This window comes from Caulobacter sp. P1_B12_2, from assembly GCF_056406675.1.
Map to the genome: position 1 here is coordinate 1 of NZ_JBFTZS010000061.1, position 13,990 is coordinate 13,990.

Sequence of the window (13,990 nt, forward strand, 5' to 3'; positions counted from 1 at the left end):
GCCCCAAGGGCGCCGGCGCCATCATCGAGGCCCTGTCCGCCGACGGCGTGGCGGCCGAGCTGGTCGCCGAGGCCGGCGGGCTGAAGCTGTTCTCGCTGCTGGGCTTCTACCAGGCCGACGACGCGCGCCTGGCCCGCGCGCCGGGTTCACTTACCGGCGTCATCGGAGCCGCGCCCGTTCCCTTCGACGTTTAGACGGGCGACGTGTAAGAAGACCGCCTCTTAGCTACCCGAGTTCCCTCGATGACCGCTCCGACCACCGACCGCTTCGCCGCGCCGCGCCCCACGCCCAAGCCGGGCATCCTCGACATCGCCGCCTATGTGGGCGGCAAGTCGAAGATCGAGGGCGTCGCCCATCCCGTGAAGCTGTCGAGCAACGAGAACATCCTGGGCAGCAGCGACAAGGCCAAGGCCGCCTATCGCGACGCCGTCGACCGGATGCACATGTATCCCGACGGCAAGGGCGCGGCCCTGCGCGCCGCCCTGGCCGCCCACTACCGTCTCGAGGTCGAGCGCATCACCCTGGGCGACGGCTCGGACGAGATCTTCGCCCTGCTGAACCAGGTCTATCTGGAGCCCGGCGACAACATCGTGCAGGGCGAGCACGGCTTCGCCGCCTACGCCATCGGCGCGCGCGCCTGCCAGGGCGAGGTCCGCTTCGCCAAGGAGCCGGGCCAGCGCGTCGACGTCGACGAGGTGGTCAAGTGCGTGGACGAGCGCACCCGCCTGGTGTTCATCGCCAACCCCGCCAACCCCACCGGCACCTGGCTGACCGGCGAGGAGATCCGCGCCCTGCACGCGGCCCTGCCGCCGTCGGTGCTGCTGGTGCTGGACGGGGCCTATGCCGAATTCTGCACCGATCCGCGCTTCGAGGACGGGCTGGACCTGGCCCGCACCGCCGAAAACGTCATCGTCACCCGCACCTTCTCCAAGCTGCACGGCCTGGCCGCCCTGCGCGTGGGCTGGGCCTACGGTCCGGCGGGGATCATCGATCCGCTGGAGCGCATCCGCCCGCCGTTCAACACCTCGATCCCGGCCCAGGACGCGGCGATCGCCGCCCTGGCCGACACGGACTTCCAGCAGCGGTCGGTCGCCCTGGTCGAACAGTGGCGCGCTTGGCTGACCCAGCAGATCGGCGGCCTTGGCCTGGAGGTCACCCCGTCGCAGGCCAACTTCGTGCTGATCAACTTCCCGGCCAAACCCGGCAGGACCGCGCTGGAGGCCGAGGGCTTCCTGGCCTCGAAAGGCTATCTGGTCCGCGCCGTGGCCAACTACAATCTACCCAACGCCATCCGGATCACCATTGGCCTGGAAGAGCATAACCGGGCTGTCGTGGAGCTCCTGCGCGAGTTCGTGACCCGATGAGCCACCCCGGCATTCTGTATCCGAAGATGACCGTGATCGGCTGCGGCCTGATCGGCGGCTCGATCATCCGCGCCGCGCGCGAGCACGGCGTCGTCGGCCAGGTCACCGTGGTCGACGCCAGCGAGGCGCACCGCGCCCGCGTGACCGAGCTGGGCCTGGCTGAGCACGTCACCGGCGACATCGCCGAGGCCGTCAAGGACGCCGACCTGGTGGTGATCGCCACCCCGGTGCTCTCCACGCCCGAAGTCGCGGCCGCCCTGGCCCCGCACATGAAGGCCGGCGCCACCCTGACCGACGTCGGCTCGACCAAGGCCAACGTGGTCGAGGCGTTCAAGGCGGTGGACCTTTCCCACGTCTTCGTCATCCCCGGCCACCCGATCGCCGGCACCGAGCAGTCGGGCCCCGACGCCGGCTTCGCCGAGCTGTTCGAGAACCGCTGGACCATCCTGACCCCGGCCGAGAAGGACGACGAGGCCTACGCCGCCGCCGTCGCCAAGCTCARCACCTTCTGGCGCGCCTTCGGGGCCCAGGTCGAACTGATGGACGACAAGCACCATGACCTGGTGCTGGCCGTCGTCAGCCACCTGCCCCACCTGATCGCCTACACGATCGTCGGCAGCGCGGCCGACCTGGAGAACGTCACCGAGAGCGAGGTGATCAAGTTCTCGGCCTCGGGCTTCCGCGACTTCACGCGCATCGCCGCCAGCGACCCGACCATGTGGCGCGACATCTTCATGGCCAACAAGGACGCGGTGCTGGAGATGCTGGGCCGGTTCACCGAGGACCTGCAGGCCATGAGCCGGGCCATCCGCTGGGGCGACGCCGACGCCCTCCACGCCCAGTTCACCCGCACCCGCGCCATTCGCCGCGGCATCGTCGCCGCCGGCCAGGAAAGCGCGGAGCCGAACTTCGGCCGGGATCGCGGGAAACACTAGGGCGTGGGTTGGAAGCGCTCTGTTGGGCTGGGGCTCGGCGCGGCGGCCTTGGCGCTGGTCGTCTGGGGGCTGTTCTTCGCCCCGCCTGCGGTGAAGTGGCCGTTTCCGTTCAGAGTCGGCGTTGTCAACGAAGCGGCGGCGCCCCGGTAGCGCGGCACCCCGCCACGATGTCGTCTCGCGCCGTAATACAGCCGCAACATACCGCGCTGATGGTCGCCGCAAGGGACACGACCTCTGAAGGACACCATATGCGCCGCAAGCTCGCCGCCCTCGCCGTGACCACGCTCGCCGCCCTCTCGGCCGGCTCGGCCCTCGCCCAGATGCCGTCGCCCGAAAAGATCCACAAGGCCTGGGACAAGAACGCCGACGGCGGGATCGACAAGGCCGAGTGGATCGGCGCCGGCCGCAAGGAAGCCCGCTTCGCCAAGGCCGACGCCGACGGCGACGGCAAGGTCACCCTGGACGAGCTGAAGTCCGGCATGTCCAAGATGAAGGCCCGCCGCGAGGGCGACGCCGCGCCGACTCCGCCCGCCGATCACTAAGGCCGACAGCGGCGTGGCTTTTCCGCCACGCTTGGAACAACCTTAACCAGACCCCTTCCCATCGCTGGGCGAACGCTGTAATCGCCCGCCTCCCGAAGGAAGAGACCCGTGGCGCACAAAGCTCCGACCTATCTGCCCGCACTCAATCTGTTGGACCGCCAGGTCGAACGGATGAGCGCGTGCGCGTCGGTAGGGGTCACGGTCTAGGGTTCGTCTGAACTCGGGATGTTCGTAGGAGCCCCTCCTGGCCTGGCCGGAGGGGTTTCTTCGTTTTGTGCGGGAAGTTCTCCGACCAAGTCGCCAGGAGGGGCGGTTTGGAAAAGGAGAAGCCCATGAGCGGCTTCACACACATCGAAAGCGACGGCGCGCCGATCAAGGCGTGGACGCAAGGCGTGCCCATCGAGGACTCCGCCCTCAAGCAGCTGCGCAACGTCGCCGCCCTGCCCTTCATCCACAAGCACGTGGCGGTCATGCCCGACGTGCATTGGGGGATGGGCGCGACGGTCGGTTCGGTCATTCCCACCCTGGGGGCGATCATCCCGGCCGCCGTGGGCGTCGACATCGGCTGCGGCATGATGGCGGTGCGCACCTCGATCCGCGCCGAGCATCTGCCCGACAACCTGTTCGGCGTCCGCTCGGACATCGAGGCGGCCGTGCCGCACGGCCGGACCGACAACGGCGGGCGCAACGACAAGGGCGCCTGGCAGGTCGAGCCTCCGACGGTCGCGGCCGAGAAGTGGGCGGGTCTGAAGGAGGGCTACGACGCGGTCGTGGCCCGGCATCCGAAGGCGGCACACCCGCGCGGCTTCGGCCACCTGGGCACGCTGGGCACCGGCAACCACTTCGTCGAGCTCTGCCTCGACGAGGCCGGCGACGTCTGGGTGATGCTGCACTCCGGCTCGCGGGGCGTCGGCAACCGGTTCGGGACCTACTTCATCCAGCGCGCCAAGCACGAGATGAAGCGCTGGTACATCAACCTGCCCGACCAGGACCTGGCCTATTTCGCCGAAGGCAGCGAAGGGTTCATCGACTACGTCCGGGCCGTGTCCTGGGCGCAGAAGTACGCCCGGGCCAACCGTGAGGTGATGATGGAGCAGGTGCTGGCCGTGCTTCGGACCACCTTCCCCGACCTCGTGGTCACGCAGGAAGCGGTGAACTGTCACCACAACTACGTGTCGCGGGAAAAGCACTTCGGCAAGGACGTGTACCTGACCCGGAAGGGCGCGGTCTCGGCCAAGGACGGAGAACTGGGGATCATCCCGGGCTCGATGGGCGCCAAGTCGTTCATCGTGCGCGGCCGGGGCAACCCGGACTCGTTCTGCACGTGCTCGCACGGCGCCGGACGGGCGATGAGCCGGACCGAGGCCAAGCGGCGGTTCACGATCGCCGACCACGTGGCCGCCACCGCCGGCGTCGAATGCCGGAAGGACGCCGACGTGATCGACGAAACGCCGATGGCCTACAAGGACATCGACGCCGTCATGGCCGCCCAGAGCGATCTGGTCGACATCGTCCACACGCTGCGCCAGGTCGTTTGCGTGAAGGGCTAGCGGGACGCCGTCCGGTCGCGAGACCGGGCGGCGTTTCGCGTTGGGACTATTGGAACAGTTGGTAGATGACCGAAGCGACGACGCCGGTGGCGATGGCCGTCAGGACGACGTCGTTGTTGACGCGGACGTACTGGTAACCGCGCGGCGGGGCGCTCAGGCCGTAGTGGCGATAGTCGACCTGATAGGCCCGGCCGCGATAGTTGGCCGGCAGCCTGTCGCCGCGACGCCACTGGCGCGCCTGGTAGCCGCGCGGCGGCTGATAGCGGCTGGGGGCCTTGTAGCGCTTGGACGCGTGGCGCTCGTAATTGCCGTTGTTGTTGTCGCCGGGACGTTGGTCGTGACGGTCGCGGTCGTTCTGGCCGCGCCCATTATCACCTCGGTTGTCGTGGCCGCCTTGCTGTTGGTGCTGGTCGGGGCGCTGCTGCCCGGGTTGGGCGCTGGCCACGCCGGCCGACGCCACGATGGACAGCGCGATCGCGGCGGTCAGGATCTTCTTCATGGCTCGTGTCTCCGTGTCAGCGGAGCGCCGCGTTCGGCGCTCTCGTCCTGACGTGTCTGTTATGGGCGGGGCCGCTTGAGCCTCGACTGAACGCTGGAGGGGACCAAGGTTCATCGGAGCGACACCGCATGACCGCAATCGCCTGATGCGGTGACGAAAGCGGGGCGGCTTGCTTGCCGCCCCGCTCTCAAAGTTGCGATGTGGAAATGATTGGCCGCGCCGGGGCGGCCGACAGTCTCAGGTGATGTGCTTGGCGCTGGGCGGATCGCTGGCCGGGAAGCTTTCTTCCAGGCTTTCGTCGATCAGGGCTTCCTGACGGTCTTCGGCGATCTCGAGGTGCTCGGCCAGATGGTCGTGCTTCTCGCCTTCAGCCGGAGGCTCGACCGCACGGGTGGTCGGGGTGTTCTCGTTCTGGAAGGCTTCCTTGACGTCGGTCTCGGAGACCCGGTCCTCGGGATGGCCGGGCTGGCCAAGATCCTGGGCCTGGGAGAAGTCGCCCAGCACGCCGGGTTGCGAGCCGTCTTGCGGCGCGATGTTGTCAGCCATTTGGAGTGTCCTTGGGTTGGACTCCATGAACGGCCACGCCTGACATCACGTTCCATCAGGCCGGGTCCGTGGCGACGCCATCGAAAATCATATAAGGATATCTTTATATCATTTTCAACCAAGGTCTCGCATGCCCCTCGACACCGCCAATCTCGCCCTGTTCGCCGTGGCGGCGACGGTTCTGCTCGGCTCGCCGGGCCCCGGCATCGCCGCCCTGATCTCGGTGGGACGACGCAAGGGCTTTGTCGGCGGCCTCAGGTTCTATGGCGGCCTGCAGATCGGCCTGGCGGTCGCCGCGGCCATTGCGGCGGCTGGACTGTTCTCGGCGGTTCAGGCCCTGCCGTTCGCGCAGCGCGGCCTGGCGATCGTCGCGACGCTGTATCTGCTGTTCCTGGCCTGGAAGATCGCGACCGCGCCGGTCGGCGACCCCGAGGCGGCCAAGACGTCCGATCTGGCCGAAACCGCGCTCGGCGGCGCGCTGCTGGGCGTCACCAATCCCAAGGCCTATATCGCCTTCGCCTCGTTGATGGCCGCCTACCCCATCGTTCGCCAGCGCCCGCCCGTCGATCTGGGAGTCAAGTGGCTGGTCTGCGTGATCGTGATGGTGATCGTCGACCTGGCCTGGCTGGCGCTGGGCGTCGCGGTCGGCAAGGCGCGGCTGTCGCCGGGCGCCGAAAGGACGATGAACTGGATCATGGGCGGCCTGATCCTGGCCACGGCCCTGATGGCGTTCGCCTAGCGCGCCTTCAGCTCGACCAGCGCCCAGGCGTCGCCGACCTTGTGGAACTTGAACGCCACGCGCGCGCCAGGGGTCAGCGGCGCTTCGGCCAGGATGTCGCCATAGGCCTGGAACGCGGTGCGCCCCGCAGCCAGCTTGGCCGCGCTCGCGCCCTCGTGATCGAGCGTTACCGCCTGGCCGTCCACGATCGCGATCACGCCGATCGAATCGTATTCCGGGCTCACGGGAACCGCCGCCGGAGCCGCAATCGGCACCTCCGACGCGGTTTTCGTCGGCTTGCCCGGTCCGCAGGCAGTGAGCGTCAAGCCAAGGAAAATCGCCGATATTGTCTTTATTTTCATTATCTTATCGAAAATCATGAGTCTGCCGAAAGCTCCGAACCCGTCACTCATACAAGGTTTTTTGCCGCAGGTGCGAAAAGGGCGGCGATTGTGGTAGCGATTTTGTGATCGAAGTTTTACTCTAAGGGATGCCGGCGGCTCTCCACGCCGGTCGTCGAGAAACGCCAGACCCGTCCAGCAGAGCGCGCCGATCTTAGCGGCGCGCCCCGTGAAGCCGGCTCTGCGACTCTCGAACGCTCTGCGGAGAAGCCCGGCCTCGGACGACCCGAGCCCCCGAGACGATGGACCTGATGAGCGAACGCGGCGCTTTCTTCGATCTGACCTCCTCGCGGAGCGTCGCCTTTGAGACGGTGATCTCCTCGCACGATCGGGTCGAGATCCCCGTCGACGCGCCGCTGGCCATGCCGGTCCAGCCGCTGGCCTTCTGGCAGGGCGAGGCCAAGCCGGCCGCCACGGCCCCCAATCATTCGGTTTGGGAAAACCTGGCCCTGCGCCGCTGGGGCGTGTTCATCGCCACCGCGATCATGGCCTTCGCCGGCTGGAAGGCCACCTACGACACCATCGCCCTGGGCGGCGTGACGCGCCTGGAGGCCGTCTGCCTGACCCTGCTGGCCCCGCTGTTCCTGGCCCTGGCCCTGTGGTTCTGCACCGCCGTGGTCGGCTTCGTCGTCCTGCTGGGCAAGCCCAAGGATCCGCTCGGCATCGACGACAGCCCGTCCTCGCCCATGCCCAAGCCCCGGGCCCGCACGGCCATCCTGATGCCGGTGCACAACGAGGACGCCGCCGAGGTGTTCGCTCGCCTGCGCGCCATGGACGCCTCGCTGCACGACACCGGCAATAGCCGCGCCTTCGACATCTTCATCCTCAGCGACACCCGCGACGCCGCCGTGGCCCTGGCCGAACAGGCCTGCTTCGCCCGCTTCCGCCGCGAGGCCAACAGCCACGTCTTCTATCGCAAGCGCACCCAGAACACGGGCCGCAAGGCCGGCAACATCGCCGACTGGGTGGCCCGCTGGGGCGGCGACTACGAGCACATGCTGGTGCTGGACGCCGACAGCCTGATGACCGGCGAGGCCATGGTCCGCCTGGCCGACGCCATGGAGCGTCACCCGCGCGTGGGCCTGATCCAGACCATGCCGATGATCATCAACGGCCAGACGATCTTCGCCCGCACCCTGCAGTTCGCCACGCGCCTGTACGGCCGCGTCTCGTGGACCGGCCTGGCCTGGTGGTCGGGTTCGGAAAGCAGCTTCTGGGGCCACAACGCCATCGTCCGCACCAAGGCTTTCGCCGAGACCTGCGGCCTGCCCAGCCTGGACGGCCCCAAGCCGTTCGGCGGCGAGGTGATGAGCCACGACGCCCTCGAAAGCGCCCTGCTGCGCCGCGGCGGCTGGGGCGTGCATCTGGCCCCCTATCTGTCGGGCTCCTACGAGGAGAGCCCCTCCAACCTGCTGGACTTCGCCACCCGCGACCGTCGCTGGTGCCGGGGCAACGTGCAGCACATCCCGCTGATCGGCCTGCCCGGCCTGCACTGGATGAGCCGCCTGCACCTGGTGATCGGCGTGCTCAGCTACGTGCTTTCGCCCCTGTGGTTCGTGGCCCTGTCGTCGGGGATAATCTCGCGCATGCTGATGCCCGAGCTGAAGAAGGCCGCCTTCACCATGGCCGACCTGCAGGCCGCGGCCCACGCCCTGATCGACTGGCGCGAGATCCAGGCCACCGCCTGGGCGATGATCATCACCTTCGTGCTGCTGTTCGGCCCCAAGATCCTGGGCTCRATCCTGGTCTTCTCGCGGGCCAACGAGATCAAGGGCTTCGGCGGCCGTCGCCGGGTCATGGCCGGCCTGATGGTCGAGATGCTGCTCTCGGCTCTGGTGGCCCCGATGCTGATGTTTACCCAGACCCGCGCCCTGGTCGAGATCCTGGCCGGCAAGGTCGGCGGCTGGGCCACCCAGCGCCGCGACGCCGACAAGGTCACCGGCAGGGAAGCGTTCAAGGCCATGGGCTGGATCAGCGTCACGGGCCTGGCCCTGGCCGTGGCCTTCTGGTTCACCCCCGACCTGCTGACCGCCACGATGCCGATCCTGGCCGGCCTGATCCTGGCCGTGCCGCTGACCATGCTGGGCGCTCACAAGATCGCCGGCCTGGGCGTCAAGTCGAACGGCCTGTTCATGACCCCGGAAGAGCGCCGCCCGCCGGCCATCGTCCGCGCGGCCCTGGGTCCGGCCTGCGAGCCGCCTGTCCGCTGGTTCGCCGGCCAGCGTCGTCCGACCCTGGTCGCCGAGCAGCCCGCGGAACGCAACGCCGCCTAGGTCTTTTTCGGCCCGGACGCCCGCGATCGCCTTTCCGCGCTTAAGGGTGTGGCCGCTTTCGCCCGACCGGAGTAGAAGCGCGCTTCGTTCAATCTTAACGGAGCGTCCGCCGTGTCGCGCCTCTTCAGCGCCTATGTGATCGTCGACTGGAGCGCGGCGGCCAAGCCGACCACGGGGGCGGACTCCGTGTGGATCGGCGTGATGAAGCGCGACGTGCGCTTCCGGCTGACCTTCGAGACCTTCAACCCAGCCACCCGCCTGGAGGCCGAGACCAAGCTGGCCTCGATCCTGGACGACCTGAAGAAGCGCAACGAACGGGCCCTCGTCGGTTTCGACTTCCCGCTGGGCTTCCCGCGCGGCTTCTCCCAGGCCCTGGCCCTGAAGGGCGACCATCCCTGGCGCGCGGTCTGGGACCAGCTGGCCAAGATGGTGAAGGACAAGGCCGACAACACCAACAACCGCTTCGGCGTCGGCTCCGAGCTGAACCGTCGGCTGACCGGTGGGCCGTTCCCGTTCTGGGGCGTGCCGCCCAAGGACACCCTGACGACCCTGCAGCCCAAGAAGACCCGCGAGCACGGTCCCGACGACCTGCCCGAGTTCCGGCACGCCGACACGGCGGCCAAGGGCGCCCACTCGATCTGGAAGCTCTATTACAACGGCTCGGTCGGCGGCCAGGCGATCATGGGCATTCCCGCCGCCCGCCGGCTGCGGGACGCCCGCGGCGACGCCGCCCGGGTCTGGCCGTTCGAGACCGGCTTCAAGGCCCTGACCGAGGCCGAGCTGGACGGCGTGCAGATGGTGATCGCCGAGGTCTATCCCTCGCTGATCAAGGCCGTCCCCGCCGCCGGCGAGGTCAAGGACGCCGCCCAGGTGCGCGCCCTGGCCGAGCACTTCGCCAAGCTGGACGAGGCCGGCAAGCTGGCTGCGCTGTTCGGACCGCCGAAGGGTGCGGCGGAAGACGTCGTCGCCGATGCGGAGACGCAGGAGGGCTGGATCCTGGGGGCGGCGATCTAGCCCCCCCTCTACGCCTGTCATCCCGGACAAGCGCGTAGCGCGCCGATCCGGGACCGACGCCTGAGCGCCGCGCTTCCGGCGATCCCGGATCTTCGCTTCGCTACGTCCGGGATGACAGCCCGTTTTGAGCGCGAAAGGGAGCCCCCCCCCTACCGCTCCTTCACATCCAGCATCCGATACCGTCCCAGCAGGAACGCCGCCGCGATGAAGCTGGTGACGATCACCGACCAGACGATGCCGTCCACGCCCAGCTTCATCGGAATGGCCAGCCACCAAGCCAAGGGTCCCATGATCAGGGCGTAGCTGATCATGTGGGTGACGGCCGGGATCCACACCTCGCCTCGCGCCCGCAAGGCCTGGGCGCAGACCACCTGCACGGCGTCGGGGACCAGGAACAGGCAGGTCAGGGCCAGGGCCGGGGTGATCAGGGCCAGGGCGGAGGGGTCGGCGGTGTAGGCCCCGCCCACCAGGTGGCGCAGCGGATAGAGCAGCACGGCGACCAGCAGGGCGAAGACGGCGGTGACGCCGAAGGCGATCCAGCCCGCGCGGCTCATGCCCTTGGAGTCCCGCGCGCCAAAGGCCCGGCCCACCTGCACCGCCGTGGCGGTCGACAGGCCTAGCGGGATCATGAAAACGACCGCCGCCACGTTCAGTACCACGGCCCAGGCGGCGACATTCAGCCCGCCCAGCCAGCCGGCGATCAGGCTCATGCCGGCGAAGGCCGAGACCTCGAACAGGTTCGACGTGCCCGCTCCGTAACCCACCCGGCGCTGCTCCTTGGCGGCGGCGGGATCGTGCGGGGCCTTGTCGAACACGCCCATGGCGCGGGCGTCTTTCAGGCGCACGATCACCACCGCCAACATCACGGTGAAGACGATGCGCGCCACGAACGTCGCCCAGGCCGCGCCCACCGCGCCGAGGGCCGGCAGGCCGAAGGTTCCGGGCACCAGCAACAGGTTGACCGCCAAGTTCACCAGGTTGGCGATCCACATGGTGACCGTGACCAGGCCCGGCCGCCCCAGCCCCTCAAGCCAGAAGCTCAGAGCCACGCTGACCGCATAAGGGATCATCGACAGCGAGAAGACGATCAACGGCGCGGTCGATCCGTCGGCCAGGGCCTTGTCGATGCCGACATGGTGCAGCAGCGGCGGGCCGGCCAGGGCCAGCAGCACCGAACCGGCCAGGCCCAGCCACAGGGAATAGACCACGCCCCGCCGCAGCACGGCCCCGACCTCGTGCGGCTTGCCCGCGCCCATGGCCCGCGAGCCCATCACCTGGGCGCCGACCAGCAGGCCGACGGTCACCGTCACGAAGATCGAGGTCGGCGCCCAGGCCATGGCGTGGAAGCCCAGTTGCGTCGCCGAGTAGTGTCCGACCACGATGGCGTCGGTCAGGCCCATGACCATGATGCCCAGGCGCGACAGCACCACGGGCCCCGCCAGGCGCAGCAGTTCGATCAGGTCGGAGACAATGACGCCGTGCGGCTTCCCAGGGCGGGGAGCCGGCGCGGCCGCGGAACGCGACATCGGATGGGCCTTTCAAAGAGGCCGGGAAGGTGACCGATGCCCACGCTTTGGGCAACCCCGGTTCCCATGCTGAGGCTTGGAACATCGGCGCGGCCCGCCGGTTTGGAGGTCTCAGCCTTCAGGAGCCAGCCATGTCGGACGTCGAAACCCCGGAATTCGAAGCCGCCGCCGACCGCGTGTCGCAAGCCGAACGCGACATCCAGGCCCCGCTGGACGCCAAGGAGAAGCGGTCGTTCGAGGACGAGGAAGCGGAGAAGCCCGCCATGCAGGCCGGCGCGCGCCCCTACCCGGCCCCGCCCTTCCCCGAGCAGCACCAGCTGAAGCCAGGCCTCGAGGCCGCGCTCGATCCGGCCCCGATGTACGACGCGCCGTTCTACAAGGGCTCTGGCAAGCTGGAGGGCAAGGTCGCCCTGATCACCGGCGCCGACAGCGGCATCGGCCGGGCCGTGGCCGTGCTGTTYGCCCGCGAGGGGGCCGATGTCGCAATCGGCTATCTCGACGAGGACGAGGACGCCAACCTGACCCGCATGGCCGTCGAGCAGGAAGGTCGGCGCGCCATCCTGCTGCCCGGCGACGTCGCCGACCCGGCCTACGCCACGGCCGCCGTCGAGCGGACGGTGAAGGAGCTGGGCAAGCTGGACATCCTGGTCAACAACGCCGCTTTCCAGGAGCACGTGCTGGACTTCGAGGACCTCACGGTCGAGCACTTCGACCGAACGCTGAAGACCAACCTCTACGGCTACTTCCACATGGCCCAGGCGGCCGTGAAGGTGATCCCGCCTGGCGGGGCGATCGTCAACACCGGCTCGGTCACCGGCCTGCTCGGCAACAAGGACCTGCTGGACTATTCGATGACCAAGGGCGGCATCCACGCCTTCACCCGCTCGCTCGCCACCCACCTGATCGACAAGGGCATCCGGGTCAACGCCGTGGCGCCGGGCCCGGTCTGGACGCCGCTGAACCCCGCCGACAAGCTGGGCCCGCAGGTCGCCCAGTTCGGCGCCAAGACGCCGATGAAACGCCCGGCCCAGCCCGAGGAGATCGCCCCGGCCTATGTGTTCCTGGCCTCGCCCCAGACGTCCAGCTACATCACCGGCGAGGTGCTGCCGATCATCGGCGGGTACAGCGGGGGCTGAGGCCCTTAACCTCGCCTGCTAACGAACGGCTAAGCCTGCCCGCGTAAGTTGTCGGCCAGGCGCAAAACGCGCCCTCGGCTTCGCGCCGAACCTGGAACCGGTCGTCGATGGCGCTGAACAGCATCAACACCAATGTCGGGGCGATGATCGCTCTGCAATCGCTGAACGCGATCAACCGCGACCTGTCCGACACCCTGCGCCACATCGCCACCGGCCTGGCGATCTCCAGCCCCAAGGACAACGCCGCTGTCTGGGCCATCGCCCAGACGCAGCGCTCGGAGTCCAAGTCGCTGGACGCCGTGCGCGCCTCGCTGCAGCGCGGCCAGTCCATCACCGACGTCGCCCTGGCGGCCGGCGAGACGGTCACCGAACTGCTGGGCCAGATGAAGGAAAAGATGCTGGCGGCGTCGGACACCAGCCTCTCGACCGCCAGCCGCAAGGCCCTGAACGACGACTACCTGAACCTGCGACGCCAGATCGACCGGACCGTGGGCTCCGCCGACTTCAACGGCATCAACCTGATCTCGTCGGGCAGCACCGGCCAGATCCGCGCCCTGGCCAACGCCGACGCCACCGACACCATCRACGTCGATCACGTGGACCTGTCGACCACCGGCTCGGCCCTGTCGGGCATGCGCGCCGACCTGCTGGGGGCGCCGATCAGCGCCGCCGAGCTGAAGGCCATGAGCGGCGCGATCGAGAACGTCACCTCGGCCTTGTCCAGCCTGGGCACGCGCTCCTACGCCCTCGAAACCCACATGAGCTTCATCGACAAGCTGCAGGACACGCTGGACGCCTCGGTCGGGCGGCTGGTCGACGCCGACATGGCCAAGGAGGCCACCAAGCTCCAGGCCTTGCAGATCAAGCAGCAGCTGGCGATCAAGTCGCTGAGTATCGCCAATTCCGGACCCAGCTACCTGCTGAAGCTGTTCGGCGGCTAGGGCTCTAGTGCGGCCAGGCCTCGGTGAGCACCTTGGCCACCCCGCCCTTCCAGCTGACCTCCAGGGCCGGCGCCTTGGGCTGACCCTGGGCGAACAGCTCGTAGATCACCTGGCCGTCGTCCTCGGTGCTCTCGATCACCCGCACCGGCGCGATCTTGGGGACGGCCCTGACGGCGGCGTCGCGCACCGGCTGGGGCGTGGCGGTCCAGGCGATGTCGCGCTGGGTCTCGACGATCTTCCAGGTCCCGCCGGTCTCCAGCAGGTCGAACTCGATCTCGGCCCCGTCCGGCAGCACGCCCTCGACGTCGTAGTAGCGGCGGTCGGCGCGCGCCTTGAACTCGGCTTCGGTGATCTTCAGGCCGGGCGCGGCGGCGGTGACCACGGCGACCACCGCCGGCGGCAGGTCGGCGGCGGCCACGGGGGTGATCTTGGTCTCGGGGACCTGAGCCAGGGCGACCCCGGCGGTGAAGGTCAAGGCCAGCGCGAAGGCCGGAGCCAGGGTCGAACGCGGGAACACGGCGGCTTCCTCCAAGGGTGGTGTCGTC

The 13,990-nt window shown here is 68.7% G+C and carries 14 protein-coding genes and 1 pseudogene; 10 read left to right on the forward strand and 5 right to left on the reverse strand.

Translation table 11 applies throughout. The features are described 5' to 3' along the window. The 5 genes and pseudogenes from AC1DZ6_RS05935 to AC1DZ6_RS05955 all read left to right on the forward strand — a co-directional run. A pseudogene (locus AC1DZ6_RS05935) lies at positions 1-194 on the forward strand (chorismate mutase); the annotation flags it as partial. 48 nt (positions 195-242) lie between these two features. After that, the gene (gene hisC, locus AC1DZ6_RS05940) at positions 243-1,364 is read left to right on the forward strand and encodes a histidinol-phosphate transaminase (protein ID WP_477096268.1); all 1,122 of its coding nucleotides are present in this window, start codon (positions 243-245) and stop codon (positions 1,362-1,364) included. Next, positions 1,361-2,299, forward strand: coding sequence for a prephenate/arogenate dehydrogenase family protein (locus AC1DZ6_RS05945; protein WP_477096269.1), 939 nt, complete (start codon positions 1,361-1,363; stop codon positions 2,297-2,299). Before hisC ends, AC1DZ6_RS05945 begins: the two co-directional genes overlap by 4 nt. 248 nt (positions 2,300-2,547) lie before the next feature. Then, entirely contained in the window at positions 2,548-2,841 is a 294-nt protein-coding gene (locus AC1DZ6_RS05950) for an EF-hand domain-containing protein (protein WP_477096270.1), read from the forward strand. A gap of 332 nt (positions 2,842-3,173) precedes the next feature. After that, on the forward strand, positions 3,174-4,391 hold the full coding sequence (locus AC1DZ6_RS05955) for an RtcB family protein (protein ID WP_477096271.1): 1,218 nt from the start codon (positions 3,174-3,176) through the stop codon (positions 4,389-4,391). A gap of 46 nt (positions 4,392-4,437) precedes the next feature. On the opposite strand, the gene AC1DZ6_RS05960 is transcribed toward AC1DZ6_RS05955, so the two are convergent. Both AC1DZ6_RS05960 and AC1DZ6_RS05965 read right to left on the reverse strand, forming a co-directional pair. Further along, the gene (locus AC1DZ6_RS05960) at positions 4,438-4,890 is read right to left on the reverse strand and encodes an RcnB family protein (protein ID WP_477096272.1); all 453 of its coding nucleotides are present in this window, start codon (positions 4,888-4,890) and stop codon (positions 4,438-4,440) included. Between the two features lie 237 nt (positions 4,891-5,127). Then, positions 5,128-5,436 carry a hypothetical protein gene (locus AC1DZ6_RS05965; RefSeq protein ID WP_477096273.1) on the reverse strand — a complete coding sequence of 103 codons (309 nt, stop codon included), beginning with the start codon at positions 5,434-5,436 and terminating at the stop codon, positions 5,128-5,130. Positions 5,437-5,566: 130 nt separating this feature from the next. Here AC1DZ6_RS05965 and AC1DZ6_RS05970 point away from each other — a divergent pair, with 130 nt between their 5' ends. Next, complete coding sequence (locus AC1DZ6_RS05970) at positions 5,567-6,175, forward strand: LysE family translocator (protein ID WP_477096274.1); 609 nt, start codon at positions 5,567-5,569, stop codon at positions 6,173-6,175. Here the strand turns inward: AC1DZ6_RS05970 and AC1DZ6_RS05975 are convergent. Then, entirely contained in the window at positions 6,172-6,516 is a 345-nt protein-coding gene (locus AC1DZ6_RS05975) for a copper-binding protein (RefSeq protein ID WP_477096275.1), read from the reverse strand. The two genes, AC1DZ6_RS05970 and AC1DZ6_RS05975, sit on opposite strands and share 4 nt — an antisense overlap. 290 nt (positions 6,517-6,806) lie before the next feature. Here AC1DZ6_RS05975 and mdoH point away from each other — a divergent pair, with 290 nt between their 5' ends. Both mdoH and AC1DZ6_RS05985 read left to right on the forward strand, forming a co-directional pair. Continuing rightward, positions 6,807-8,828 carry a glucans biosynthesis glucosyltransferase MdoH gene (mdoH, locus tag AC1DZ6_RS05980; protein WP_477096276.1) on the forward strand — a complete coding sequence of 674 codons (2,022 nt, stop codon included), beginning with the start codon at positions 6,807-6,809 and terminating at the stop codon, positions 8,826-8,828. Between the two features lie 111 nt (positions 8,829-8,939). Continuing rightward, positions 8,940-9,842 (forward strand): cobalamin biosynthesis protein CbiG, encoded by a 903-nt coding sequence (locus AC1DZ6_RS05985; RefSeq protein ID WP_477096277.1) that lies wholly within the window; start codon positions 8,940-8,942, stop codon positions 9,840-9,842. Positions 9,843-9,991: 149 nt separating this feature from the next. Here AC1DZ6_RS05985 and AC1DZ6_RS05990 read toward each other — a convergent pair whose 3' ends face one another. Further along, positions 9,992-11,368 (reverse strand): MATE family efflux transporter, encoded by a 1,377-nt coding sequence (locus AC1DZ6_RS05990; protein WP_477096278.1) that lies wholly within the window; start codon positions 11,366-11,368, stop codon positions 9,992-9,994. Positions 11,369-11,499: 131 nt separating this feature from the next. Here AC1DZ6_RS05990 and AC1DZ6_RS05995 point away from each other — a divergent pair, with 131 nt between their 5' ends. Together AC1DZ6_RS05995 and AC1DZ6_RS06000 are read left to right on the forward strand one after the other, a co-directional pair. Next, entirely contained in the window at positions 11,500-12,504 is a 1,005-nt protein-coding gene (locus AC1DZ6_RS05995; protein ID WP_477096279.1) for an SDR family oxidoreductase, read from the forward strand. Positions 12,505-12,611: 107 nt separating this feature from the next. Next, complete coding sequence (locus AC1DZ6_RS06000; protein WP_477096280.1) at positions 12,612-13,445, forward strand: flagellin; 834 nt, start codon at positions 12,612-12,614, stop codon at positions 13,443-13,445. Positions 13,446-13,449: 4 nt separating this feature from the next. Here the strand turns inward: AC1DZ6_RS06000 and AC1DZ6_RS06005 are convergent. Beyond that, a partial coding sequence (locus tag AC1DZ6_RS06005; RefSeq protein ID WP_477096281.1) for a PepSY-like domain-containing protein occupies positions 13,450-13,990 on the reverse strand: 541 nt, incomplete at its 5' end.

Coding starts and splice junctions, on each gene's coding strand:
- AC1DZ6_RS05960 (WP_477096272.1), bottom strand. CDS start 4,890: ATGAAGAAGATCCTGACCGCCGCGATCGCGCTGTCCATCGTGGCGTCG.
- AC1DZ6_RS05970 (WP_477096274.1), top strand. CDS start 5,567: ATGCCCCTCGACACCGCCAATCTCGCCCTGTTCGCCGTGGCGGCGACG.
- AC1DZ6_RS05975 (WP_477096275.1), bottom strand. CDS start 6,516: ATGAAAATAAAGACAATATCGGCGATTTTCCTTGGCTTGACGCTCACT.
- AC1DZ6_RS05965 (WP_477096273.1), bottom strand. CDS start 5,436: ATGGCTGACAACATCGCGCCGCAAGACGGCTCGCAACCCGGCGTGCTG.
- AC1DZ6_RS05990 (WP_477096278.1), bottom strand. CDS start 11,368: ATGTCGCGTTCCGCGGCCGCGCCGGCTCCCCGCCCTGGGAAGCCGCAC.
- AC1DZ6_RS05950 (WP_477096270.1), top strand. CDS start 2,548: ATGCGCCGCAAGCTCGCCGCCCTCGCCGTGACCACGCTCGCCGCCCTC.
- AC1DZ6_RS05955 (WP_477096271.1), top strand. CDS start 3,174: ATGAGCGGCTTCACACACATCGAAAGCGACGGCGCGCCGATCAAGGCG.
- hisC (WP_477096268.1), top strand. CDS start 243: ATGACCGCTCCGACCACCGACCGCTTCGCCGCGCCGCGCCCCACGCCC.